Origin of the sequence: Flavobacterium kayseriense, assembly GCF_014305095.1 — a bacterium.
GTDB lineage: Bacteria > Bacteroidota > Bacteroidia > Flavobacteriales > Flavobacteriaceae > Flavobacterium > Flavobacterium kayseriense.
On sequence record NZ_JACRUI010000001.1, the window covers coordinates 607,962 to 631,289 of the forward strand.

Genomic DNA, 23,328 nt, shown 5'->3' on the forward strand with positions numbered 1-23,328 from the left:
ATTGCTCAAGTGGTAAATCTAGTCTTAAATGAGCTTAAAATCAAAATCACTTATGATTTATAACATATATGTGAGAGGAATACTCCTGATTACTACTGCCTTTCCAATTAGATTGTAAACCGATCAAAAAAGCTTTTACAAAATTCATTTTACCATTTTTATATTTTTCTGAAAGCAAACTCACATAAAAAGAGTCAAATTTCATAGGGAGCACCGTTTTTAAAACCATCTGTTCTTTTTCAAAAAGCAGTTTAATTGCATTTTTAGAAAAATGCCAAAAATGAATAGGAACATCATAAGCTGCCCAAAAGGCTCCATAATATTTAGCATCAAATGATTTAAAATTAGGAACCGCGACGATCAAAGTTCCAGTAGGCTTTAATAATCGTTTAAGCTCTTTTATCTGAAAATCTAAATCTGGTACATGTTCCAATACATGCCACATGGTAATTACATCAAAAGAAGAATCAGCTAAATCAGTAGTATTTGACACAAAAGATATTCCTTTGCCAATAGCAATAGACTTGGCCCTTTCACTAGGTTCAATACCCGTAGTATTCCATCCATCGTTTTTTGCCACAGATAGAAAATCACCAGTACCAGCACCAATATCTAAGATACTACCTTTAGTAATTTGCTCTCTATTAATTAATTCTAGTTTGTTTTTTAAAGCAATGCCTTTGACAAAATGATAGGCTTTCTCAAACAAAGACCTCTTATTATCTGTATGTGAAATATAATCTTCACTTTCATAATATCTACCCAAGTTTTCGAGGCTAGGTTGTGGCGAAGTAACCAACATATCTAAATTTGTATCGTGATACAAATCAAAAGTTTCTTTAGAAACGGAATGATCCTGTACGGTCAGGAAATGATTTTTATTTGAAATATCCATTAATTATTTTAATTTGAACAAACTGTAAATTTTATATTTTGTATTCTTAGATATGTGATACAATCACAACTTGACTACATTCACAAAAAAGGAGTGATTTACAATTAAAGTAAATACTCCTTTTAATATCTTTTAAATCTTTAATTTTCTAATGATAGCAAGGGTTACCGAAGTAGTTTCACGTGGAACAAACTAACTAAACTATCAAAAATATATTTCTATGTAAATTTGTAGCCGATAAAAACTATTCTTTACCTTCCCATATAAATTAACAATACAGAAACATCACTCGGCGAAACACCACTAATTCTAGAAGCTTGCGAGATAGTAACAGGACGTATTTTACTTAATTTTTGCTTAGCTTCTATAGACATTGACTTGATTTTATCATAATCAAAATCAGCAGGAATCTTTACATCCTCTAGACGAGTAAGCTTATCTGCATTATTTCTTTCTTTTTCTATATAACCGGAATACTTCACCTGAATTTCAGCTTGCTCCAAGATTTCCTGATCTAGATTATTTTCAGAAATATAAGTCTTCACTTTATCGAACTTTAGAATATCTTCCAAATCAATTTGAGGACGAGAGAAAACCTTAAACATTTTATCACCTTGAGAAATAAGAGCAGTGCCTTTCGATTCCAATATCGGATTTGCTTCGGCAACTGAAACACTTGTTTCTTTAAAAAAAGAAACCATTTTTTCAGACTCATTCAATTTATGCTCCATCCTGCGCAAACGCTTTTCAGAAGCTAACCCAATTTCATATCCCATAGGAGTCAATCTAAAATCGGCGTTGTCTTGACGTAATAAAGTTCTATATTCTGCACGAGAGGTAAACATCCTATAGGGCTCTTCAGTTCCCTTAGTAATTAAATCATCAATTAATACACCAATATAAGCTTCGTCCCTTTTTAAAATTAAGGGTGCTTTTTCGCGAACCTTTAAATGCGCATTAATACCTGCCATCAACCCTTGAGACGCTGCCTCTTCGTAGCCAGTAGTTCCATTTATCTGCCCAGCAAAATACAATCCTTCGACCAACTTTGTTTCTAAAGTATGCTTTAATTGTGTTGGTGGAAAATAATCATATTCTATTGCATACCCTGGTCTAAAAAACTTTACATTTTCAAAACCTACAACAGAACGCAATGCTTTAAATTGAATGTCCTCTGGTAAAGAAGTAGAAAAACCATTAACGTAAACTTCACAAGTCTGCCATCCTTCTGGCTCAATAAATAATTGATGCCTTTCCTTATCAGCAAAACGATTAATTTTATCTTCTATGGATGGACAGTATCTTGGACCAAGACTTTTAATACGACCATTAAACATTGGAGAACGATCAAAACCTTCTCTCAAAATATCATGAACATCTAATGAAGTATAAGTCATATGACAAGATCTTTGATGTACAAGTGGAGAAGTAACATCAGAATAAGAAAATTTATCTGGACGCACATCTCCCTTTTCCTCATTCATTTTAGAATAATCTAAAGAACGCCCATCAACACGAGGAGGGGTCCCCGTTTTCATTCTTCCTGCTTCAAAACCTTCTTTAATCAAATCTTCCGTAATTCCATAGGCAGCACTTTCGCCTGCCCTACCACCTCCAAATTGTTTTTCACCAATATGAATTAAACCATTCAAAAAAGTACCATTAGTCAAAACAACAGACTTAGATCTTATTTCAACTCCTAAAGAAGTACGAACTCCTTTAACAACTCCTTTTTCAATAATTAATCCACTCACCATTTCTTGATAAAAATCCAAGTTAGGAGTACCTTCTAACATCATCCTCCACTCTTCAGCAAAACGCATACGGTCCGACTGAACACGAGGCGACCACATCGCAGGGCCTTTGGATTTGTTCAGCATTTTGAACTGAATAGCAGTTCTATCAGAAACAATCCCTGAATAACCACCAAGCGCGTCAATTTCTCGCACAATTTGCCCTTTTGCAATACCACCCATAGCTGGATTGCATGACATTTGCGCTATATTTTGCAAACTCATTGTAACCAACAAAGTCTTAGAACCCAAATTAGCAGCCGCAGCCGCAGCCTCAGATCCCGCATGACCTGCTCCTACTACAATAACATCATATTCTTCTTGAAACATCTTATGTATTTGAATTAATCCAACTTCGTCGGAAATATCTAAATTCTATTTTATTTAAGCCTTTTACTGATTTCCCAACTGTTCCACGTGGAACAACAGTGTGTGTAGATAAGACTAAAGGTTCCACGTGGAACAAAAGACTAAAAGCAAACTATCTTGTATAATGCTTTAGCTATGTTTCACGTGGAACATAGCAATTTTTTCATCTTCTTTAGAGCGCATTAAAAGCTCATCACTCTCACCCTTATCTTTATATCCACAGTAATGCAGTAAACCATGAACAATAACACGCTTTAGTTCCTCTTCAAAAGCGACGTTGAAATCTTTTGCATTGTCTTCAACCCTCTCGATAGATATAAAACAATCACCATTAATTTCATTACCTAGACTATAATCAAAACTAATAACATCTGTAAGCGTATCATGGTCTAGGTATTCCACGTTGATCTTATGAAGGTAATCGTCATCACAGAATATATAGTTTATCTCTCCCTCATTCTTGTTTTCAGACTCAATAACTCTAGATAACCATGAAGCTATCTCCTCTTCGTTGCTTAGACTAAACTCTGTCTCGTAGTTAAAATCGATCATTTTTTATTAAAATATTCTTGAACCTTACGGTTGTAATTATTGCGCAAAGGTAATGATTGTCTATTTAAAATCTCTATGCTCTTCAAATATTCCAACAATGCGTCTGGTAATACTTTAGCGCTGTTGTTAAAAGCCTTGTCTCCTACCTGTGACTGCCTAATATTCTCTTCACCTTGAGTTTGCAAAGCACTCTTTAATTTTAATAATTCTTGATTAACATTCAGTACCTTTGACAACGTTTGCTTGCTAAAGCCCCTGTTCAAAACATCCCTTTCGATTTGCTTCATGTTTTCCAATACACCATTGCCAGCACCATTAATGCCTTGCTTCTTCAACTCGGCGTCAAGAGCTTCCCTTAACTCCTTCTGTTGCTTATAAATCTCCATTATCTCTTTAGCGTCTCCTTCAGAAGCATTATCATCTTTACCTCCTTCGGAACGGCCGTTTTTATCTCCATCAGAATTACCATCCTTTCCAATACCTTTACTTAACTTATCTCCTAACCCCTTCTGTTTGGCAATAATGTCTGGAAGTTGCATACCTTGCCCACCACCACTTTTAGGCTTACCGGAACTCATGCTGCTTAAATCCATTTGCATATTAGATAAAATACCACTTAGAAAATCACCTAGCTTATTTGCACCAGCTATAACATACTGCTGATGCGATAAACCTTTACCGATCTTAGAGTCCGACAAGCTTTCAATAGCCTTGTCTAAATTATATTGCGTACTCCCTACCTCTTTAGTAATATCCTCAGTAAAACGTGGATTACGTAACGACACAGCAAACAAACTACCATCAATGTGTTTAAACTGCAAACGTAAATCTTGCTGCTTTTTAATATTTTTGTTATACATTGGCGAACCAGAATTCAGATTTCTGACATCCTTCATTACCACTTCTTCAGCAAGAGAGAAAGCAAGCAAATTATCTAACACTTGCCTTAACATTTGAATATCTTCTTGCATCTGCTCCGCATCAGAACTCTCTAAACTTTCACCCATTTTTTTTGATAAAGACTTCATCTTAGAAGAAGCATTCTTTTGATTACTCTTCGCTTTACCTTTGTTCTCTTTAGAAAGTTCATTAAGAGACTTCTCCAAATCAGTATCAATACCTATCTCTAAATTTTTATCTTCACCTAAGTCCAAAGGCGCTCTTAACTCTCTATTATCTTTACCCAAGTCACTTAAATCTTGCTTCAAATTATCGAAATCCTTATTGATATCATTTTGGTTTTTAACTGTATTATCTGTGTCATTTTCTGTTAAGTCGTCTTGCTTTTCAGCTAAATTCATCAACTTATTCGCAATTTGTTCCGTCTTCTTTTGGACATAAAACTTCTTAGTAAGCTCTACAAGTTGTTGCAAGTTTTTACTTTGGTTTTTACTGTTCTGCTTGAATTTATCAATTTTGGTCACTAACTCCTCCTTGCTTAATTTGTCATTAAGAAGTTGTAATTCATCTAACAATTTATTGTTCTTATCTAATTCATCAGCGGACTTGTCTATCCGACTTTTTATTAATTCTTTGAAGTCATCTTTAGCAGAACTCTTTTGCTTGTCTAAATTATCCTTAAGTTTTGCAGCGAAATCACGCATCATTTGATCTTGTTTTCTTTGCTGCTGAATAAAATCTTTAACTTTTTGCTGCTCATTAAAATCAAAATTATCTTTTTCCTTTCCTACTTTTTGCAACCTTTCAATTTGTGAAAACTGCTTTTCTTGGTTTAGCAGTGAACGTTCTAAGCCTTTGATATTACCGTTTTGTTCCTCTAGAATTAAATCATTAGTTTCCTCTACGGTACGTACACGAGCAGAAAAAACAGAAGATCTAGTACTTTTAAAATTGTGCACTACATCATTATCAAAAACTTCAAAATAATAATCGTAATCAATACCCTCTTTAACTGGAAATGGTCCAGGAAAAGCAAATACGAATTGATCAAAAATTCCATTTTTAACCGATACTGTTCCACGACTAACAATGGATGGTTTTGTGTGATCATAATAAACGACCTGAAGTTTACTGACACCATAATCATCTCCTACTTCTCCTATAACGAACTTAGAATCTAATTTTAAACTATCTGGACTTTTACGCGCATTAATAGTTGGAAACTGATCTTTTATGACTGTTAATTGATAACTAAGCATTTCGAATTTCTTTCCATTACTATTTGAAGTAACTATTTGGTATTCTGTATTTTGACTAATATTTTTACTTAAGTAAAACAATAGATTATTTTTTGAGAATGCAATAGAACGATTATCGATTTGCATATCGATTCTTTGGGTTGATTGCGCATTCACTCTCCACGTTACAACAGTACCCTCAGGAACAACTGCATTACCACTACCACTAATAACCTCATTTTTACGACCTAGAAACGAAGGGTAATTTAACTCCATTACTAAGTTGGTAATTGAAGGAACTGCTACTACATCCAAGTAAAATTCCTCCGATACTACGTTGTTAGCTTCAAAATGAAAAAGCATTGCTTTGGTGGGTTTACTAATACTATACTTAAACTCCCCTCCACCAATATTCTCCATGAAGTAACTTTCACCATCAATAGAAATAAGAGCATTTTCAGGAACAAGAGAGCCCACTGTTTTAACACGTATGACAAAATCTTTGTTCTCATCAACAATTAACTTTGAATTAGTGACAATAAACTTAAAAGGTGCTGGAGGTAAAAACTCCTTTTTAAAATTCATGACTCTATTTAGACTTTGAGAAATAACAATACTATTCCCTGAAAAATAAATAAGTGATATAACTATTACAGGTATCAATGCAACAGGAAAAAACTTTTTATTGGCTTTAAAATTAACCGCATTGGAGAAAGGAATAGGCTTAAGATCTAAAGCTTTTTGATCTATAGAAGCCAATAGTAAATCTGAATCACTTGTGGCCTTTACAGACTTATTTAACTGAATAAAATTTAAAAGTTTGTCATCGACCTCTTTAAAATGATCACCAATTATCACTGAAGCAGCGGTATAACCTATTCCTTTACTAAACTTACTAAGTTTGAAAATTGGAAAGCAGATAAACCTTATAAACAAAAACAATTCGACTACAAGAAAAAACCAAAACAATACGGTTCTTCCCAAAGGCTTAAGCCAAAGAAAATATTCGATAAATAGAATGCCTAAAAAGTATAGCAAACCTAAACCTACGAAGAGTAACAAGCCTCTAAGCAATTCATTTACATAATACTTCTTAATAAACGCTTCTAACTTTTGATAAATAACATCTGTACCGTCCAAAATATTTAAGTCTTTTTATAACCAATAAAAGTACTAATTTAAATGTTTAGTATATTGTTAAAAATAAGAAACCTAGCTGCAATCTAAATATCTCATTTTCATATTCTCCTATTCAGCAATTGATATTGTATCTTTGCCATAAAATAATAAACATGTCACAGAAAGTTCGTGTGCGTTTTGCACCAAGTCCTACAGGACCATTACATATTGGCGGTGTTAGAACAGCCTTATTTAATTATTTATTTGCCAAGAAACATGGAGGTACCTTCTTCCTAAGAATCGAAGATACTGACCAAAACAGATTTGTTCCTGGTGCCGAAAAATACATCTTAGAAGCATTAGAATGGCTGGGGATTTCGCCTGATGAAACCATAGATAAAAATGAAAAGTTTGGACCTTACCGTCAAAGCGAAAGAAAACAAATTTACGCAAATTACTCCAAAGAGCTTATAGACAATGGCTGGGCTTACTATGCATTTGATACTCCCGAAGCCTTAGATAAAGCGAGAAAAACACAAGAAGAAAAAGGAAATACATTCATATATAATCACACTATTCGCGAAACATTAGACACATCGTTGATATTGACAAAAGAGGAAACTGCAGCAAGAATAGCTAGCGGAGCACCCTACGTTATTCGTTTTAAAACTCCAGTAAATGAAACTTTACATCTACACGATATAATAAGAGGAGACGTAAAATTTGAAACTGGTTTACTTGACGACAAGGTTCTGTTTAAAAGCGACGGAATGCCTACCTATCATTTAGCAAATATCGTCGATGACCATTTAATGGAAACCTCTCACGTAATACGAGGTGAAGAGTGGCTTCCATCAATGCCTTTGCATGTTTTAATTTATAGAGCATTTGGATGGAAAGCACCACAATTTGCTCATCTGCCCTTAATTTTAAAACCGGTAGGAAATGGTAAATTATCAAAACGTGATGGTGACAAATTAGGATTTCCCGTATTTCCATTAGAATGGAAAACAGAGGAAGGAATAGCATCAGGATACAGAGAAAACGGATTTTTTCCTGAAGCGGTAGTTAACTTTTTAGCACTTTTAGGATGGAATGATGGAACTGAAAAAGAACTTTTTACATTAGAAGAACTATCTGCCTCATTTGATTTAAACAGAGTTCACAAATCAGGAGCTAAATTTGATCCTGAGAAAAACAAATGGTTCAATCATCAATATTTAATTAAGCAGGAAGATCAAACTTTGGCAAATGACTTCTCCCCTATTTTATCAGAAAAAAACATTGACACAGCAAAATTTGACCTTGATAAAATAGTTTCCTTGATAAAAGAAAGAGCGAATTTCGTGTCTGATTTTTGGGAAATGAGTGATTTCTTCTTTGTTGCGCCAATTGAATATGATGCCAAAGCTAGTAAAAACTGGAAAGAAGAAACAACACCTTTGATGCAACAACTAATAGCTGTACTTGAAGAAATAAGCGATTTCACATCAATCAATATTGAAACGATAGTAAAAGATTGGATGACCACAAATGAAATAGGAATGGGTAAGGTAATGCAACCTTTTAGACTAAGTTTAGTAGGTGCATTAAAAGGCCCTCACCTATTTGATATTGTCGAAGTGATTGGTAAGCATGAAACAATCGAAAGAATAAAACATGCCATACAAAAATTCTAATAAAAGTAAAACCCCGTCTAGTTAAATACCTATTCGGGGTTTTTTAAAAATATAAAATTACATTGCCGTTTAGTATAGCTGCATTCCCTTTAAAACTGTTCCCCAAATTTTCGTTATTTAGATTAGCCAAGAAGTTATTAATTCCATATTGGTAGGATACATTTACTCTAACATGTTTCACTCCTGCAGTCAAGCCAACCGTAGGATAAAAATTAAATTTAGAGATATCAACTATATCCTTTGCTAATAAAGTTGTTCCAGATATGATATTGTTTTCACTGGACCTATCAATTTTAAGCTTACCATTCACCTGAATTAATGGACCAAATTCTAAACTTAAATGATTTTGAATTAGAACATAACTCAATTGAAGAGACATTTGTGCTGATGGCAGCTTATAGTTTAAGTCTTCATTACCTAAAACAAGCTTGTTAGTGGCAACAGAAAAATTGTTTTCACTAAACTGCAAAGCGTAAACCATATCCCAATTGTTATAAAAGTTACCTCTAACAGAAAGACCCGCATTCCAACCGTAATCAGGTTTAGCATTAAAGTTGGAAGTGTTTAAGGTGAACTGGTTCATTCCTAAAGTAACTCCAATTCTGTTAGAATCACGATAGCCAAATTGAGCATAACTGCTATTACAATTCCAAACAAACATTAGTAACAATATTAGCTTTTTCATATAGTTGATTTATTCGACGACAAACCTAAAGATTTTTCGTAATTTAACGGTAATTTTATAACTAAATAAATATAATCATGAACATTGCATTAATTATTATTCTTGTACTAGGGCTTTTTATCTTGATGTCTTCTTTTTTCACGGTAAAGCAACAATCCTCTGTAATTGTAGAGCGATTTGGTAAATTTCACAGTGTTAGACAGTCAGGTTTGCACTTAAAAATTCCGTTAATTGATCGAATTGCAGGACGCGTAAATCTAAAAATCCAACAACTAGACGTTATTATTGAAACAAAAACGAAAGATAACGTTTTTGTCAAGCTAAAAGTATCCGTTCAATTTATGGTCGTTAAAGACACTGTATATGATGCTTTTTACAAACTTGAATATGCACACGACCAAATCACATCTTATGTATTTGACGTTGTACGTGCCGAAGTTCCAAAATTAAAACTAGATGATGTCTTTGAAAGAAAAGATGATATCGCTATTGCTGTAAAGAGAGAATTGAATGAAGCAATGACAACTTATGGATATACGATCATCAACACGTTAGTAACAGATATTGATCCAGATATTCAAGTTAAAAATGCTATGAATAGAATTAACGCTGCAGATAGAGAAAAAACAGTCGCAGAATTTGAAGCAGAAGCATCAAGAATACGAATAGTAGCTAAAGCAAAAGCAGAAGCAGAAAGTAAGAGGCTCCAAGGTCAAGGTATAGCTGACCAAAGAAGAGAAATTGCAAGGGGACTTGTTGAAAGTGTAGATGTTCTTAATAGAGTTGGAATCAATTCACAAGAAGCATCTGCATTGATTGTTGTTACACAGCATTACGATACCTTACAAGCAATTGGTGCAGATACTAATTCGAATCTGATCTTACTACCTAATTCTCCACAAGCAGGAAGCGATATGTTAAACAATATGGTTGCTAGTTTTACTGCAAGCAACATGGTGGGAGAATCTATGAAACAAGGGAGATCAAGTACTAAAGCGGTAAACACCTTCCCTGCTCCTATTGCTCCAACTGTTGAAGAAAACGAAAGTGAGGACGAAGCTTAATAACAGATATTATCAAAAAAAAAGAGGCTTAATTGCCTCTTTTTTTTACGAAAAAACCTTTTTATAATAAAAGGTAACGCTAGGTTGAAAATTGTGCCTAAGGACCCTGGAAAATTAGATATAGTAGAACTAACTAATCCTTTAACTATATTCATAGGTTCTAAATTTTCCTTAGTCTTCTGGACACTATAAATTAGTCTTTGATAATGAATATCTTTCTCGATCTTCAATATTTCCAACTCTCTATCAATTTGCGCAAATGAGGTATATCTTCTTGAATCCATAATCTAGTTGTTAAAAAATAGCTCAGAAAACTTCTTTAAAAGCGGACCTTCAATGATTTTGTCTTTTACCAATAATAGTAATGATGTTACAATAACATAAATCCCACCAACACAAAGAAAACCAAGAGCTGTATTAGAAAAATAATTACCTAATCCAAAAGCTAATGCAATTGACAAGAATAATAAAATCATTAAAAAACAAAGTGTAACTATAGCTAATTTCAAAATCAATGTCGTCGATTTTGCAGCAATTTTGAAAGTACGAAGCTTATAATAAGCTACATTACTTTCAATTATTGCCTGAGCTTGCTCACGAATGTCTTCAGCACTTTCTTTTATTTCTTCAAAAGCCATATGTTGGTTTATTATAATTGTTACTATAAATTATTTTTGAAGTTTAGCATTTTTAGCCTTTAATTCGGCTAATTTATTTTCTAAAAACAAAATAACGTCTTCTGTTTTATGGCTCATATTGTCCAATAAGTCATCATAACTACCTTCAAAATCTATTTTCGCAGTAGATAACCTTGATTTAACTTCGCTAGAAAGTGATTCATATTTTTTTACTAAATCCTTTTGAGCATCATTATACCCATCCTTGATCTTTCCTCTAGTTTTTGAACCCTTGTCTGGTGCAAATAAAATTCCTACTCCAGCTCCGATTGCAGCCCCTGTTAAAAGTGCTAATAATGTATTTCCTGTGTTATTTGACATAATATTTAATTTTTAAGATTTATATAAAGATATAATTAATTCACTACTAACTGCTTATAGTATTATATGAATTAGTTACAAAATTGTAAACAATTGGAAATACTACAGTATTAACTTAATAAGTATAGGCAGTAGCCTCATAATTACCATTAGATTTTTTTGTGATTGCAACAAAAGGGTATCCCTTCTCTGCAGCTCTGTACTTTAAAGCTCGTTTCGTGTTTTCTAATTGTTCCCAAACAGAAATTCCTTTAGTTTTATTAAGCTGCCCTTTAAATTCTTCAGCTACTTTCAAACCAGCTGCTTCATCTTTGTCGTTTAAAATAACAACCTTTAGATAATCCTCTTTAGAATTAATCTGATTTTTAGTTGAAATATTTTGCTTTTCAGAAGATTTTAGATCTTTTACAACAGCAACAGCATGCACACTAATTGATTTTTGTTCCTGACTTTCAGGATGAGAGTAAATCACTAGATTCTGTTCTTGCTTGATGAAATTAACCTCTTGGATGCTCCCGTCGTGTTGCACTAACTGATGAGTTTGAGAAAATGCATTGCATCCTAAAAATAAGGATATTGATAAAAATAAAATTTTCATAATAATAAATTTAAGATTAAAAATATTTTGCAGAAAATTTATTTTAAAAGATTATTAAGGTTCTAAAACTTTTCTCAAGCAATACTGAGAAAAGAAGCACAACCGTTTTTCACACTTAAAAAAAATTTTAGAATGTAAAAAAATATATTACCAAATTTTAAATTGCGTTAAACAATTTAAAATTTATAAAAATATTTAATATTCCATTGCATGTTTGTACACCATTGAAAAATACAAATTTTTTCATTAATCCAAAAATACAACAATATTTACATTTATGCTGTTAACAAATAGTTAAACGGCTCTAAAGATTTATAAAAAAGCCAAATAAAAACAATTAAAAGCTTTTTTTTATAAATACATATATAATATCCAAATTTTAAAAAAACTACCTAAAAAAGGCTTTAAAATAGTTATTTTTAATAATTAAAAACTATTAAAATTATAATAACAATTAGTAAATATTATTATAAAAAAAAGCGCTTAAAAAAGCGCTTTCTATAATTAAAACTTATTTAAAATTTTTTCTGTAATTTCTTTTTCAAAATCAGTAACGCTTTTAGGAGGATTGGATTTTAACTTTATTATCTCGTCTTTAAATGAGTTCACAAAAGAGATTGTATAACTTAGCTCCAATAAATTTAAAATAGCTTGCGATCTGACAAAAGTAGATTCACTTCTAAGTGACATCATGTATAATTTAGAAAGTTCCTCTTTATCAAAATCAGCAAACACTAAAGAACTAAATTTCAAAATATAGTTAGCAAACAACAAAGAAGATTTGTTATTATTAATATTCTTTTTAAAAGAACTTAGTAATAAGCTATAGTTGTTAATCTCTTTTAAAGTCGCGCCAATTGCTTCGCTAATAGCTGTTCTTTCCTCATCAGTTGTTACTTTAAAAAATTTATTAATATCTTTTAAAGCATTATTTATAGCATTAGTATCTTTTTTTCCCTTTTCTTCCCAAGCATCTTTTAAACCAACCGTCTTGTTAAATACTAATTTAGAACTAGATGAATCCTTATCTACAGCAAAATAACCCAGACGTTGAAACTGAAATTGATCCCCAACTTTAGCAGTACGAAGACTTGGCTCAACATAAGCAGTGATAACTTGTAATGAATTTGGATTCATAAAATCCAAGAAATTTTTCTCCTTGTGAGAGTCTGGAGCTTCATCGATAAACAAACGATCATACAAACGCACTTCTACCGGAACAGCATGTTCAATAGAGACCCAATGCAAAGTACCAGCTACTTTACGCTGAGAAGCCTCACTCCCACTTCCGCTGCGACTATCTTCATCATATGTAACTTGGATCTCAGTTATATTTCCATCACTATCCTTCGTAACTGATTCTCCTTTAATGATATATCCATTCTTTAATCGAACTTCATTGCCTATACTTAATCTAAAAAACTTTGGTGGAGCTACTTCTAGAAAGTCTTCTCTTTCGATGTAAAATTCTCTTGAGAAAGGTACTTTTCTAAACCCAGCAGCCTCATCTTCTTGATTATTTTCAGCATCAAGTAGTTCTTCTTTTCCAACAGGATAATTAGTAATAACAACTTTTACAGGATCTAAAACTGCCATTACACGTGCTGCTGATTTATTTAAATCATCACGTAAACAAAACTCTAACAATGAAAAATCAATAATATTTTCGCGTTTAGCAACTCCAATACTTTCACAAAACTTACGAATAGAATTAGGAGTATAGCCCCTTCTTCTTAATCCAGAGATAGTAGGCATTCTTGGATCATCCCAACCATTAACTATATTTTCCTGAACTAACTGAAGTAACTTACGCTTACTCATCACTGTGTAGTTCAAATTCAATCTTGCGAATTCATACTGATGTGGTTTAACTTTGGTATCATCATAAATTTGATCTAAGAACCAATTGTATAATTCACGATGCATCACAAATTCAAGTGTACAGATCGAATGCGAGATTTGTTCAATATAATCACTCTCACCATGCGCAAAATCGTACATTGGATAGATTTTCCAATCATTACCTGTACGGTGATGATGACGGTGTAATACTCTATATATTAAAGGATCACGCATTAACATATTAGTCGAAGCCATATCAATCTTAGCACGTAAGACATGACTTCCCTCCGGAAAATCACCATTTTTCATTCCTTCGAATAAAGTTAAATTTTCCTCAACAGATCTATTACGGTACGGACCATCAACTCCAGGTTGTGTAGGCGTACCTTTTTGAGTGGCCATATCTTCCGAGGATTGGCTATCTACGTAAGCCTTTCCATCTTTAATCATTTTAACAGCCCATTCATACAATTGCTGAAAATAGTCTGATGCATAGCGTTCTTCTGCCCATTGAAAACCTAACCATTGTAGGTCTTCCTTGATCGCGTCAACATATTCTTGCTCTTCTTTAGCAGGATTAGTATCATCAAAACGAAGATTAACAGGTGCATTGTATTTTAAACCCAAACCAAATTGCAGACAAATAGACTTGGCGTGACCTATGTGTAAATAACCATTAGGTTCCGGTGGAAAACGAAAACGCAATTTATCTTGATTAAAACCATTAGCTAGGTTTTCTTCAATTATTTGTTCTATAAAATGGAGTGACTTTTCTTCTGTTGACATGATAGTTTATTAAAAGAGCAAAGTTACCAAAATTGTTCGTTAATTAATAATAACTGTATTTGCTTCTTTGATTTTAACTTAATAAAACTGAATAATGTTGTACTTTTATGCGATAAACAAATACTCTCACAGATGGGAACAATTAAATTAAAAAATATTAGAACTTTTTCCTATCACGGTTGCTTGATTGAAGAAGGTAAAATTGGATCTGATTACGCAGTAGATTTAGAAATAAAGACTGATTTGCGAAAATCTTGTCTATCTGATGATCTTAATGATACAGTAGATTATGTATTATTGAATAAAATTGTAGTAGAAGAAATGGAAATACGCTCACATTTATTAGAACATGTGGGACATCGCATAATTACTAGGATTTTTAGTGAAGTTCCTGAGATTTCTAGAATATTATTAGGAGTTTCAAAACTGAATCCCCCTATTGGTGGTGATGTAGAATCAGTTACGATTGAATTAGAAGAATATAGAAGCTAGATATTTTAATAGTAATAGAAACTTACAGGCAATACAAGGTAAACCTTAAAATATTTTTAAAAAATTTAGGGCTTTAAACTTTTAAACTATAAACTTTTTAAGTACTTTTGCCGTCCATTCAATTATGGCGTCGTGGCCGAGTGGCTAGGCTGGGCTCTGCAAAAGCTCCTACTGCGGTTCGAATCCGCACGATGCCTCTATAACCTTCAAAGAGATTTGAAGGTTTTTTTTATGTTTAATTTTTAGAAAAAATTGGATAAAGAAATGGTTCGAATCCGAATGATACTTCTGAAACATTCATAGAAATTTAGAGGCTTTTTTTATGTCAAACCCATCCAAAATTATCATTTCGACGAAGGAGAAAACTCTATTAAATGCTTCAATTATTAGTGTCACATAGTGGAGATTCCTCCTTTGTCGGAATGACAAAGTAACAGGGAATCAGAGCTTAATATATAGTATACCTCAAAAGTAGTTTGAAAGATTTTATATATCAAACCCAGTTAAAATTGATATTTCGACGAAGGAGAAAACTCTATTGAATACTTCAATTATTAGTATCACGTAGTGGAGATTCCTTCTTTATCAACATAATAACTAAATTATATGATTATCTTTAAAATATAATCACAAAAAAACCACTCATTATGAGTGGTTTAAATTCTATCTTTTTAATAAAATTATTCTTGATTTTCAATTTTTTGGAAGGCATTTTTAACCATTTCTTTCTCTTTTGGAAACCAACCTTGGGTAATTAATACTAATCCAAATACCATTAGAACAACACTTATTCCCTTCTTAATCTTTAGAATATTAGTAGGTGTCATCTTTGATTTTAGTTGCTTTGCTAAAAGTATTTTTGCACAATCAACTAATAAATAAGTGACAATTACCGCAGTGAAAAAGGTTAACATTCTGCTATTTTGCATTTCTAATTTTGGTCCAACAGAAATAATTACTGCCATCCAAAAACCCAATACTCCAATATTTATAACGTTTAAAAGAAAACCTTTAACGAACAAACTAAAATAGTTTTTCTTAATGATTTCCTTATCAATTTCGTTAGTGTTGATTTTTTTTTCTTTTCTTAAACTCAAAAAAGAAATCACTCCATAAGCCAACATTATAATTCCGCCAAAAATGAAAAGAGCTGGTTTATCTTGTAAACTTTGAATTAATCTATAGCTACCTAAATATGCTACTGCAATAAAAAAAATATCTCCTAAAACCACACCTAAGTCAAAAACCAAAGCCGCTCTAAATCCTTTTAAAATACTAGTTTCTAGTAAAATAAAAAATACGGGTCCAATCATAAAACTTAAAAATATTCCCCATGGAATACCAGATAAAATGTCGTTTATCATTAATTTTAAAATTTAGCTAACGAATAAAAGTACAAGTTAATTTTTTTCTTCAATTGTACCACCTAGAATTGTCTTTTTATTAATTTGCTTTGGCTTTCCATAAACAAATACAGTACCTCCCGCTTTGATTTTTGCATCAACTAAAACTTTTGCATAAACCTCTGCGCTACCTCCAGCACTTATATTTACAGTAGTTTGATCAGTAACTAAATCTTTATTCTCTACAACACCACCTGTAGTAACAACGATGTCTTGATTAGTTGCTTTACCTTCTAAAACGATTATTCCGCCTGTAACAGTTTTAACATTTACTTTGTTGACATCTAAATTTAAATGTATCTCTGCTCCTTCTTTTGCGCTAACATCCATAATAGTTGCATCAAAAGTTTCATCGCTAGATACATAAGCACCTTCACTAGCATCTACTCCATCAATATTCTTGTAAAATAATTGAATAGCGATATCATTCCCTGATAACAATTTTGGAAAAGGCATTCTTAATTTCAATTCACCATTATTATTCACCACTTCTACTTCTTGCTCTCTAGAACCTTTTATAATAACTTTGTTCTCAGAGCTAGCAATTAGTTTTACATTTAGTTTATCATATACTTTTACTGTATTAAAATCCCCTAAATTTTTTGATACTTGTGCAACAGCAGTTTGCATTACAAATGCTATAGCGATAATAAATATTTTTTTCATTTTTCTTTAATTTATTGGTTCATTTACTCTTCTTAAAAAATTAAAATCTAATTGTTTTTTAACTAGATCTGCATTTTTAACTTTAACGTAAATTTCATCTCCTAATTGCAATAACTGATGTGATGTAGCACCAACTAAAGCGTATTGTTTCTCATCGAAAGTGTAATAATCGTCTTTGATGTCACGAATTCGTACCATTCCTTCGCACTTATTTTCGATAATCTCAACAAAAATTCCCCACTCCGTAACTCCAGAAATAACTCCCAAGAATTCTTGATCTTGGTGATCTTGCATGTATTTCACTTGCATGTACTTGATCGAATCTCTTTCGGCATTGGTAGCGAGTCCTTCCATAGTTGAGCTATGCAAACATTTAGTTTCATACAGCTCTTCATCAACTGATTTTCCTCCGTCTAAATAATGTTGTAGCAAACGGTGTACCATAACGTCAGGATAACGGCGAATTGGGGAAGTAAAATGAGAATAATAATCAAATGCTAATCCGTAATGACCGATATTATCAGTAGAATATTTCGCTTTACTCATCGAGCGAATCGCTAGAGTATCTATTAAATTTTGTTCCTTAGTTCCGTTTACATCAGCCATTAATTGGTTTAACGCTTTTGAAACATCACCTTGACTAAAATCAATTTTATAACCAAACTTAGATATCAGAGCTTGCATAGCAAACAATTTATCTTCATTTGGTTCATCGTGAATTCTATAAATAAAAGTTTTCTTTTGTTTACCAATGAACTCCGCTACTTTTCTGTTCGCTAATAACATGAATTCTTCGATAAGGTGATTGGCATCTTTTGATACTTTGAAATAAACACCTTCTGGTTCACCCTCTTCACTCAAGTTAAATTTAACTTCTACCTTATCAAAAGAGATTGCTCCATCGTTCATTCTCTTTCTACGTAAAATTTTAGCTAACTCGTCTAATTTAAGCGTCGCTGCAACAATTTCAGGTGAAACTTTATAAGAACTACCGGTTATAGAAGTTTCTTCCGGAATTGTATCATCTTTGGTCTCTATGATGTATTGCGCTTCCTCGTAAGCAAAACGTTGATCTGAGAAAATAACCGTACGACCAAACCATTGATTCAACACTTCGGCTTTTTCTGAAATTTCAAATACCGCTGAAAAAGTATACTTTTCCTCTTGGGGACGCAATGAACAAGCAAAATTAGACAATACTTCAGGTAACATAGGTACTACTCTATCTACTAAGTAAACCGAAGTAGCTCTTTGATAGGCTTCATCATCTAAAATAGTTCCTTCTTCAAGGTAATACGAAACATCAGCGATATGAATTCCTATTTCGTAATTACCATTTTCCAATTTTTTAAATGATAAGGCATCGTCAAAATCCTTAGCATCCTTTGGATCAATAGTAAACGTCAGCGTATCCCGCATGTCTCTGCGATTAGCAATTTCAGCTGCTGTAATAGACGTATCAATTTTTTGTGCAAACGTCTCCACTTCGATAGGAAACTCGGATGGTAGACCATATTCAGCAAGGATAGCATGGATCTCAGTATCATGTTCCCCTGGTTTACCCAAAACTTTAGTTACTGTACCAAAAGGACTATCCGCTCTTTTAGGCCAATCTTCGATGTGAACTAAAACAACATCCCCTTGTTCTGCTTCTCCTAATTTATCCTTTGGAATAAAAATATCGGTATACATTTTAGGATTAGCTGTCGATACAAAAGCAAAGTTCTTCTGTATATCAATCACACCTACAAAGTCTGTTTTATGTCGTTCTACAACTTCAATTACTTCACCTTCTGGGCGTTTACCTTTACGTCTATTGTAAACATATACTTTGACAATATCTTTATCTAGCGCTCGATTTAAATTAGCTGTAGGTATAAATACATCATCGTCTAAATCTGGACAAACAAAAAAAGCAGTCTTACGACCTGTCATATCTATTTTTCCTTCGTAATAATCTTGACTAGCTGCTTTTATTAAATATTTACCTGGCTCACTTTCGATAATCTTATTTTGAGAAGCTAATATTTTTAAATCTTTTATAATTTGATTTCTACTTTCGGTATCATCAAGTTCTAATTTTGATCCTATTTGCTTAAAATTGAATGCTTTATTAGCATTTTGTGACAGTATTTTTATAATTTTTTCAGAGAAATCTTTCTCTTTTTTGATCGGCTTTCTTAATCTTTTTCCCATAAATCTTTTCTTAAAAGTCGAAAATTACAAAATAGTTAACAGTTATTAGAAATTTGCAAAGAGTTTTAAAGAAAATATAACTTTCAAGAGATCTTTGTATCTTTATGAAAAGTACTAACAAATGGAAAAATTTATAACTGTAGCCGTTTTTGACTATGTCCATGAAATACAAATTTTAAAACATAGATTAGATCAAGAGGAATTACAATACTTTTTTGAAAATGAGATCATGTCTTCCTTTGCTCCAATGTATTCGAATGCACTTGGAGGAATCAAACTTAAAATTCATCCCAACGATTATGAAACTGTGAAAACAATTCTTCAAGAAATGAGATACGATAACAATTTAAAAATTGTTTAATTTTTTGAAAGTTGTCAACACTTATTTAAATAAACAAAAAGAAAAATTAAATTTAAAATCTTTTTTAATGGTTATTATAGTGTGTTAATAGTTACTATAAATTTATTTAAAAAAGGTTTGAATAGAAGTTATTCTCTTTTATATCGAGTTATTAACATAGTTATCTATTCTTAAAGTTCTTGTTTTCAAACGATATTCAATTTTAATTAACAATGGTTGATAAACTAAAAATAATAGAAAATGTAAATAAGTATTTTTTAAAATTATGTTGACAAACCACAGTTTAGTATTAATAACTTTTCTAAAAATTAGCTAAACTAAATTAGGTTTTTAAAAGTGGGTTTTGGATTAGTCTTTTTATTTTAAGAACCAAAAAATACTTCTAATATTCTATCCGAACTTATTAACATGTAATGTTAAATTAAAGTTAACTGAATATCAAGCATTTGCATTTTACTATTAACAATGCAAAAGATTAACATTTTATTTTCGAATTATTAACTGATTATCAATGATTTGTATATTTACATAAATTGTTAATAACCTCATAAATTTCTGTTTTGGTGATACTTAAGTGGTTGAATAACTAGAAACTTTAAAATAGTAAAAACAAATAAAAAGTGCTTTAAAATATGTAGTTATCTTTTGGTAAATTTGCAATACACAACTTAATATATAATTCAATGAAAATTTCAATTGGAAACGATCACGCCGGTCCAGAATACAAAAAAGCAATAGTTAAAATGCTAGAAGCAAAAGGGTACGAAGTTACTAATTACGGTACAGACTCGGTAGATTCTGTAGATTATCCAGATTTTGGTCATCCTGTAGCTACAGATGTTGAAGAAGGTAAAGCCGACTACGGAATTGTTATTTGCGGAAGCGGTAACGGTATTGCCATGACAGTTAACAAACACGCAGGCGTAAGAGCAGGTTTATGTTGGACTAAAGAAATTGCTTATTTGACACGTTTACATAACGATGCTAATGTGGTGAGTATCCCTGCACGTTTTACATCAATCGAACAAGCGGTAGAAATAGTAGATACGTTCTTGAATACTAAGTTCGAAGGTGGAAGACATCAAAATAGAGTGAATAAAATTGCTTGTTCATAAGTACTTTTTTAGATTTTTTTTTGAGGTAAATCCTATATTTAAAACGAGTTGCATTGTATTATGTAGCTCGTTTTTTGTTTGTACTAATTAAGTTAAACTAAAAACAATTAAAATTGGATTACTTTAGGGTCAACAAAAAGTAGATAAAAAAAATTTGCAAAAGTAGCACTCCAAAATACTTCCATAAAAAAGTAGCTTTTGCCGTTTTGTGTCTAAAAAGCAGCATGGCAATGCCAACACCAAAGCTTCCTCCAAGTGCAGCGATGCTCAAAAGAGTTTTCTCAGGAATTCTTCTTTTGCGTTTTTTTGCTAAGTTTTTGTCGTAACCCGTACTGACAAATCCAAGAATAGATAAAATCAAAAAACAGCAGAATAAAATAGACATTTAACTTAATTTAAGTTTCAAAGATATTATTTTAGCTGTCCGAAAAAAATTAAAATGAACAACATACAATTCATCTCTAAGTCAGTTGCTACAGCAGCAATCAACATTCAAAAAACAGTTCAATTATTGCAAGAAGATTGTACGATTCCGTTTATATCGCGCTATCGAAAAGATACTACAGGAAATCTAGACGAAGTACAAATAGAAAGCATAGCCAAGCTTCAAAAGGAATACGAAGTGATTGTAAAACGTAAAGAAGCAATTTTAAAATCGATCACGGAGCAAGGAGCCATGAATGAAACCTTGTTTGCTAAAATTGATAAAAGCTTTGATTTACAAGAACTGGAAGATTTCTATTTGCCTTTCAAGAAGAAGAAAAAAACGAAGGCCGATGTTGCTCGTGAAAACGGTTTGGAGCCTTTGGCCAAAATCATTATGGCGCAAGGTAAAGATGATGTTGATTTCTTGTCGACTAAGTATTTGAACGAAAATGTAATAAACGAAGAAGCCGCGCTGCAAGGTGCAAGAGATATTGTAGCCGAGTGGATTAATGAAAATATTTATGTTCGAAAACAATTACGTCGTTTATATGAACGAAAAGCAACAATCACCACTAAGGTTGTTAAAACTAAAAAGGACGACGAAGCAGCACAAAAATTCAATCAATATTTTGATTGGTCAGAGCCGTTGACCAAAGCGCCTTCTCACCGTTTAATGGCGATGTTGCGTGCCGAAAACGAAGGGTTTATCAAGTTTAAAGTCGAAGTTGACATTGATGATGCTTATAATATTATTGACGAAATAGTATTAAAAGGGCAAAGCGCGAGTACACCACATGTGCAATTGGCGATTGAAGATAGTTATAAACGTTTACTAAATCCAGCGATTTCTAATGAAGCGTTACAAGAAGCTAAAGCAAAGGCAGATGCTAATTCGATTCAGGTTTTTGCTAGTAATTTAGGGCAGTTGTTGCTAGCACCGCCATTGGGTGAAAAACGAATTCTAGCTATTGATCCAGGATTTAGAAGTGGATGTAAAGTGGTTTGTTTAGACGAAAAAGGAGATTTATTATACAATGAAAATATCTATCCCCATGCGCCGCAAAATGAAACGGCCATGGCGATGAAAAAGATAAAATCGATGGTGAATGCCTATAAAATTGATGCCATCTCGATAGGAAACGGAACCGCTTCACGCGAAACCGAATTCTTCATCAAGAAAATAGCATTTGATAAACCGGTGCAAGTATTTATCGTTTCAGAGGCTGGAGCTTCGGTTTATTCGGCATCGAAAATTGCTCGAGAAGAATTTCCAGATTATGATGTTACGGTTCGTGGTTCGGTTTCTATTGGGAGACGATTGTCTGATCCTTTGGCCGAATTGGTAAAAATTGATCCAAAAGCCATTGGAGTGGGGCAGTACCAGCATGATGTGGATCAATCTAAGTTGAAAGAAGAACTAGATAATACAGTGATTCGTTGCGTGAACTCGGTTGGGATCAACATCAACACAGCCAGCAAACATTTGTTGAGTTATGTGAGTGGAATAGGAGAGAAGCTAGCCGAAAACATTGTAAACTACCGCTCTGAAAACGGTCCATTCGAAGACAGAAAACAACTAAAGAAAGTGCCTCGTTTGGGCGAAAAAGCATACCAACAAGGAGTAGCGTTTATCCGAATTTCGAATGCTAAAAATCCCTTGGATAATTCGGCTGTGCATCCAGAAGCCTATAAAATTGTGGAGAAAATGGCCAAGGATTTAAAATTGACGGTGAACGATTTGATTGCCAATAAAGAAAAAACGGCCTTAATCAAACCAGAGAATTACATTACTGCAGAAATAGGTTTATTGACTTTGAAAGACATCATAAAAGAGCTAGAAAAACCAGGATTAGACCCAAGAAAAGCCGCTAAAGTTTTCGAATTTGATCCAAATGTAAAAACCATAAAAGACGTAAAATCAGGAATGATTCTCCCAGGAATTGTAAATAACATTACCAATTTTGGTTGTTTCGTAGATATAGGCGTCAAAGAAAGTGGTTTGGTACACATCTCACAACTCAAAGCAGGCTTTGTAAGCGACGTAAACGAAGTCGTGAAGTTACACCAACACGTAACCGTAAAAGTCACTGAAGTTGATGAAGATAGAAAAAGAATTCAGTTGACAATGGTGATTTAAAAAGTCAATAGTAC

20 protein-coding genes and 1 tRNA gene are annotated in these 23,328 nt (G+C 32.7%); 7 read left to right on the plus strand and 14 right to left on the minus strand.

Annotated features, from left to right (window positions below; genetic code table 11):
• Positions 1–46: 46 nt before the first annotated feature.
• The 4 genes from H8R22_RS02530 to H8R22_RS02545 form a co-directional block, all read right to left on the minus strand.
• The gene (locus tag H8R22_RS02530; RefSeq protein WP_187009093.1) at positions 47–895 is read right to left on the minus strand and encodes a class I SAM-dependent methyltransferase; all 849 of its coding nucleotides are present in this window, start codon (positions 893–895) and stop codon (positions 47–49) included.
• A gap of 251 nt (positions 896–1,146) precedes the next feature.
• Positions 1,147–3,018 carry a tRNA uridine-5-carboxymethylaminomethyl(34) synthesis enzyme MnmG gene (gene mnmG / locus H8R22_RS02535; protein ID WP_187009092.1) on the minus strand — a complete coding sequence of 624 codons (1,872 nt, stop codon included), beginning with the start codon at positions 3,016–3,018 and terminating at the stop codon, positions 1,147–1,149.
• Positions 3,019–3,186: 168 nt separating this feature from the next.
• Positions 3,187–3,609, minus strand: a complete 423-nt coding sequence (gene ybeY, locus H8R22_RS02540) for an rRNA maturation RNase YbeY (protein WP_187009091.1) — start codon at positions 3,607–3,609, stop codon at positions 3,187–3,189.
• Complete coding sequence (locus tag H8R22_RS02545) at positions 3,606–6,887, minus strand: coiled-coil domain-containing protein (RefSeq protein WP_187009090.1); 3,282 nt, start codon at positions 6,885–6,887, stop codon at positions 3,606–3,608. The genes ybeY and H8R22_RS02545 overlap by 4 nt, the downstream gene beginning before the upstream one ends.
• 152 nt (positions 6,888–7,039) lie before the next feature.
• Here H8R22_RS02545 and gltX point away from each other — a divergent pair, with 152 nt between their 5' ends.
• A complete protein-coding gene (gene gltX, locus H8R22_RS02550) occupies positions 7,040–8,545 on the plus strand; it encodes a glutamate--tRNA ligase (RefSeq protein ID WP_187009089.1) in 1,506 nt (501 codons plus the stop codon).
• Between the two features lie 43 nt (positions 8,546–8,588).
• Here gltX and H8R22_RS02555 read toward each other — a convergent pair whose 3' ends face one another.
• Positions 8,589–9,230, minus strand: a complete 642-nt coding sequence (locus H8R22_RS02555) for an outer membrane beta-barrel protein (protein ID WP_187009088.1) — start codon at positions 9,228–9,230, stop codon at positions 8,589–8,591.
• A gap of 77 nt (positions 9,231–9,307) precedes the next feature.
• On the opposite strand from H8R22_RS02555, the gene H8R22_RS02560 reads away from it, so the two are divergent.
• Complete coding sequence (locus tag H8R22_RS02560) at positions 9,308–10,294, plus strand: SPFH domain-containing protein (RefSeq protein WP_187009087.1); 987 nt, start codon at positions 9,308–9,310, stop codon at positions 10,292–10,294.
• Here the strand turns inward: H8R22_RS02560 and H8R22_RS15570 are convergent.
• The 5 genes from H8R22_RS15570 to H8R22_RS02580 all read right to left on the minus strand — a co-directional run bounded on the left by H8R22_RS15570 (position 10,291) and on the right by H8R22_RS02580 (position 14,518).
• Positions 10,291–10,578, minus strand: coding sequence for a DUF6327 family protein (locus H8R22_RS15570; RefSeq protein WP_222616886.1), 288 nt, complete (start codon positions 10,576–10,578; stop codon positions 10,291–10,293). The genes H8R22_RS02560 and H8R22_RS15570 overlap by 4 nt on opposite strands.
• A 3-nt stretch (positions 10,579–10,581) precedes the next feature.
• The gene (locus H8R22_RS02565) at positions 10,582–10,932 is read right to left on the minus strand and encodes a phage holin family protein (protein ID WP_187009086.1); all 351 of its coding nucleotides are present in this window, start codon (positions 10,930–10,932) and stop codon (positions 10,582–10,584) included.
• A 30-nt stretch (positions 10,933–10,962) separates the two neighbouring features.
• The gene (locus tag H8R22_RS02570) at positions 10,963–11,292 is read right to left on the minus strand and encodes a YtxH domain-containing protein (protein WP_187009085.1); all 330 of its coding nucleotides are present in this window, start codon (positions 11,290–11,292) and stop codon (positions 10,963–10,965) included.
• Between the two features lie 115 nt (positions 11,293–11,407).
• Positions 11,408–11,890: a hypothetical protein gene (locus tag H8R22_RS02575; protein WP_187009084.1), complete on the minus strand. Its 483-nt coding sequence runs from the start codon at positions 11,888–11,890 to the stop codon at positions 11,408–11,410.
• 504 nt (positions 11,891–12,394) lie between these two features.
• A complete protein-coding gene (locus tag H8R22_RS02580; RefSeq protein WP_187009083.1) occupies positions 12,395–14,518 on the minus strand; it encodes a glutamine--tRNA ligase/YqeY domain fusion protein in 2,124 nt (707 codons plus the stop codon).
• Positions 14,519–14,650: 132 nt separating this feature from the next.
• Here H8R22_RS02580 and folB point away from each other — a divergent pair, with 132 nt between their 5' ends.
• Entirely contained in the window at positions 14,651–15,010 is a 360-nt protein-coding gene (gene folB, locus H8R22_RS02585; RefSeq protein ID WP_187009082.1) for a dihydroneopterin aldolase, read from the plus strand.
• Between the two features lie 126 nt (positions 15,011–15,136).
• A tRNA-Cys gene (locus H8R22_RS02590) sits at positions 15,137–15,207 on the plus strand.
• A 483-nt stretch (positions 15,208–15,690) separates the two neighbouring features.
• Here H8R22_RS02590 and H8R22_RS02595 read toward each other — a convergent pair.
• Genes H8R22_RS02595 through rnr form a run of 3 tightly spaced genes read right to left on the minus strand, consistent with a single transcriptional unit; the run spans position 15,691 to position 19,275 of the window.
• Entirely contained in the window at positions 15,691–16,374 is a 684-nt protein-coding gene (locus tag H8R22_RS02595) for a LysE family translocator (protein ID WP_187009081.1), read from the minus strand.
• A 36-nt stretch (positions 16,375–16,410) separates the two neighbouring features.
• Positions 16,411–17,079, minus strand: a complete 669-nt coding sequence (locus H8R22_RS02600) for a head GIN domain-containing protein (protein WP_187009080.1) — start codon at positions 17,077–17,079, stop codon at positions 16,411–16,413.
• A 6-nt stretch (positions 17,080–17,085) separates the two neighbouring features.
• Positions 17,086–19,275, minus strand: a complete 2,190-nt coding sequence (rnr, locus tag H8R22_RS02605) for a ribonuclease R (protein WP_187009079.1) — start codon at positions 19,273–19,275, stop codon at positions 17,086–17,088.
• Positions 19,276–19,396: 121 nt separating this feature from the next.
• Between rnr and H8R22_RS02610 the strand changes: the two genes are divergently transcribed.
• A complete protein-coding gene (locus H8R22_RS02610) occupies positions 19,397–19,636 on the plus strand; it encodes a DUF2007 domain-containing protein (RefSeq protein WP_187009078.1) in 240 nt (79 codons plus the stop codon).
• A 683-nt stretch (positions 19,637–20,319) separates the two neighbouring features.
• A complete protein-coding gene (gene rpiB / locus H8R22_RS02615; protein WP_187009077.1) occupies positions 20,320–20,751 on the plus strand; it encodes a ribose 5-phosphate isomerase B in 432 nt (143 codons plus the stop codon).
• Between the two features lie 118 nt (positions 20,752–20,869).
• Here rpiB and H8R22_RS02620 read toward each other — a convergent pair whose 3' ends face one another.
• On the minus strand, positions 20,870–21,136 hold the full coding sequence (locus tag H8R22_RS02620) for a DUF1294 domain-containing protein (protein WP_187009076.1): 267 nt from the start codon (positions 21,134–21,136) through the stop codon (positions 20,870–20,872).
• A 54-nt stretch (positions 21,137–21,190) separates the two neighbouring features.
• On the opposite strand from H8R22_RS02620, the gene H8R22_RS02625 reads away from it, so the two are divergent.
• The gene (locus tag H8R22_RS02625) at positions 21,191–23,314 is read left to right on the plus strand and encodes a Tex family protein (protein WP_187009075.1); all 2,124 of its coding nucleotides are present in this window, start codon (positions 21,191–21,193) and stop codon (positions 23,312–23,314) included.
• Positions 23,315–23,328: the final 14 nt, after the last annotated feature.

What these genes read in the sequence shown, in the direction of transcription:
- H8R22_RS02555 (WP_187009088.1), bottom strand. Translation starts at nt 9,230, where the DNA reads ATGAAAAAGCTAATATTGTTACTAATGTTTGTTTGGAATTGTAATAGC.
- H8R22_RS02620 (WP_187009076.1), bottom strand. Translation starts at nt 21,136, where the DNA reads ATGTCTATTTTATTCTGCTGTTTTTTGATTTTATCTATTCTTGGATTT.
- H8R22_RS02565 (WP_187009086.1), bottom strand. Translation starts at nt 10,932, where the DNA reads ATGGCTTTTGAAGAAATAAAAGAAAGTGCTGAAGACATTCGTGAGCAA.
- gltX (WP_187009089.1), top strand. Translation starts at nt 7,040, where the DNA reads ATGTCACAGAAAGTTCGTGTGCGTTTTGCACCAAGTCCTACAGGACCA.
- H8R22_RS02570 (WP_187009085.1), bottom strand. Translation starts at nt 11,292, where the DNA reads ATGTCAAATAACACAGGAAATACATTATTAGCACTTTTAACAGGGGCT.
- H8R22_RS02575 (WP_187009084.1), bottom strand. Translation starts at nt 11,890, where the DNA reads ATGAAAATTTTATTTTTATCAATATCCTTATTTTTAGGATGCAATGCA.
- H8R22_RS02600 (WP_187009080.1), bottom strand. Translation starts at nt 17,079, where the DNA reads ATGAAAAAAATATTTATTATCGCTATAGCATTTGTAATGCAAACTGCT.
- H8R22_RS02560 (WP_187009087.1), top strand. Translation starts at nt 9,308, where the DNA reads ATGAACATTGCATTAATTATTATTCTTGTACTAGGGCTTTTTATCTTG.
- mnmG (WP_187009092.1), bottom strand. Translation starts at nt 3,018, where the DNA reads ATGTTTCAAGAAGAATATGATGTTATTGTAGTAGGAGCAGGTCATGCG.
- H8R22_RS02595 (WP_187009081.1), bottom strand. Translation starts at nt 16,374, where the DNA reads ATGATAAACGACATTTTATCTGGTATTCCATGGGGAATATTTTTAAGT.
- H8R22_RS02530 (WP_187009093.1), bottom strand. Translation starts at nt 895, where the DNA reads ATGGATATTTCAAATAAAAATCATTTCCTGACCGTACAGGATCATTCC.
- H8R22_RS02580 (WP_187009083.1), bottom strand. Translation starts at nt 14,518, where the DNA reads ATGTCAACAGAAGAAAAGTCACTCCATTTTATAGAACAAATAATTGAA.
- H8R22_RS15570 (WP_222616886.1), bottom strand. Translation starts at nt 10,578, where the DNA reads ATGGATTCAAGAAGATATACCTCATTTGCGCAAATTGATAGAGAGTTG.
- rnr (WP_187009079.1), bottom strand. Translation starts at nt 19,275, where the DNA reads ATGGGAAAAAGATTAAGAAAGCCGATCAAAAAAGAGAAAGATTTCTCT.
- rpiB (WP_187009077.1), top strand. Translation starts at nt 20,320, where the DNA reads ATGAAAATTTCAATTGGAAACGATCACGCCGGTCCAGAATACAAAAAA.
- folB (WP_187009082.1), top strand. Translation starts at nt 14,651, where the DNA reads ATGGGAACAATTAAATTAAAAAATATTAGAACTTTTTCCTATCACGGT.
- ybeY (WP_187009091.1), bottom strand. Translation starts at nt 3,609, where the DNA reads ATGATCGATTTTAACTACGAGACAGAGTTTAGTCTAAGCAACGAAGAG.
- H8R22_RS02625 (WP_187009075.1), top strand. Translation starts at nt 21,191, where the DNA reads ATGAACAACATACAATTCATCTCTAAGTCAGTTGCTACAGCAGCAATC.
- H8R22_RS02610 (WP_187009078.1), top strand. Translation starts at nt 19,397, where the DNA reads ATGGAAAAATTTATAACTGTAGCCGTTTTTGACTATGTCCATGAAATA.